Here is a 1,567-nt window from a genome sequence, read left to right on the forward strand (position 1 = left end):
TGGAGCATCCCGGGTTTGATGCACACCTCGTTTTGTGTGACCGGGGTGTCCGATCTGAACGGTGAGCGTAGTACCTGGACCTGGATCCATTTTCCTGTGCTCCGACTTCCCGCCCGCCTTTCGCACGCTCCGGGCCCCGCAGGTGCTGTCAAGCGTAGTTTGCTTGACGGCGCCGAGGGACCGGAGCATGCTTGGCGGATGGCGGGATCGGCCAGCTCTTTCGGTCACTGGCGCAACGGGTTTGGGATTAAACGTTCCCCGTTCCCTTACGTTGGTAGCAGGTGCGCGTAGTAGTTGGCCTCGGCTTCTGCGGGTGGGCGCCGGCCCAGGCGGTGCATGAGCCTGGAGGTGTTGTACCAGCTCACCCACGCCGAGGTCATGTTCTCCAGGTCGGCCAGGGTGTCGATAGGCCCGCTGCGAAACGGAGAACCCTCGCGCACGCACTCGGTTTTATAGAGCCCGATCGTAGTTTCGGCCAATCCGTTGTCCAAAGCGTCCCCGACGGTCCCGATCGAGGGCTTGAGCCCGGCCAACATCAACGATTCACCGAAATGTATTGCAGTATATTGACTTCCAGCGTCGCTGTGATGGATCGTGTCATCGAACGGATGGCCTTGGCGGGCCCGAAAGGCCGCAGCGTGGCGCAGCGCGCGTTCGACGAAGTCGGTCGTTTTGCTCAGCGAGCACTCCCAGCCCGGGATCAACCCGGCGTAGGCGTCGATCACGAACGCGGTGTAGCCGAACCCGCCGGTCATCGTCACGTAGGTGAAATCTGCCACCTCCAATAAGTTCGGCGCGGCCACCCGCCAACGCCGCCCAACCAGGTCCGGCGCCCGGTTTGCGGTCGGGTCGGCCTCGGTGGTGCGCGGGGCCCGCCGCGCCCGCATCACACCGCGCCAGCCATTGCGGCGCATGATTCGTTCCACCGTGCAACGGGCCGCCGGAATGTTTTGGCGTTGCAGATGCGCCCACATCTTCAAACTGCCATACAGCGATTCTGGCGGGCGTTTGCCCTTGGCGTCGGGTTCGAAGTAGCCGGCCAGGATTTCGGTGATGGTGGTGTCCCACAGGGCCCGTTTCGACGGCGCAGCTGCGCGGTGCGCCCAAAAGGTACGCGGGGCGATCTGCACGCCGTGTATGGCCAGCGCCCGGCAGATCGGTACGACCCCGAAGTCCTCGCGGTGCTCGTCGATGAACTCGCAAATCAGCGGTGTCGCGGGTCGCACTCCCGCGCGAAGAAATGCGTTGCGGCTTTGAGTATTTCGACCGTTTGCTCAAGCTCGCGGTTCTTGCGGCGCAGCTCGCGTAGCTCGCGCTTCTCCTCGCTTGAGACCCCAGCTGCCTCACCGGCATCGATCTCGGCCTGGCGCACCCACTTGCGCAGCGTCTCCGGGCTCATCCCCAACCGGCCCGAGATCGCGCGCATCGCCGCCCACTCGCTGTCGTAGTCATCGCGGTGCTCGCGGACCAGCCGCACCGCCCTGGCCTTGGTGTTCTCGTCGTACCTGATCGCCATCGCGCCATCCTTCCCTCAAAGGAAGGTGCGCATAAAACCCGGGACGGTTCA

Annotated in this window: 1 protein-coding gene and 1 other annotated feature; the gene reads right to left on the minus strand. The window is 64.2% G+C overall.

Annotation, left to right across the window (positions count from 1 at the left end; translation table 11 throughout):
- Positions 1-266: 266 nt before the first annotated feature.
- Positions 267-1,516 (minus strand): IS3 family transposase gene (locus tag AWC07_RS02595; RefSeq protein ID WP_139829497.1). Its coding sequence is split into 2 segments (ribosomal slippage): positions 267-1,243 and positions 1,243-1,516, totalling 1,251 coding nucleotides; the frame shifts between segments, so codons are not numbered across the junction.
- Positions 1,116-1,245: a sequence feature (AL1L pseudoknot), on the minus strand. Its footprint overlaps the gene before it by 130 nt.
- Positions 1,517-1,567 lie beyond the last annotated feature (51 nt).

The sequence above is a fragment of the Mycobacterium gastri genome (assembly GCF_002102175.1).
Taxonomy (GTDB): domain Bacteria; phylum Actinomycetota; class Actinomycetes; order Mycobacteriales; family Mycobacteriaceae; genus Mycobacterium; species Mycobacterium gastri.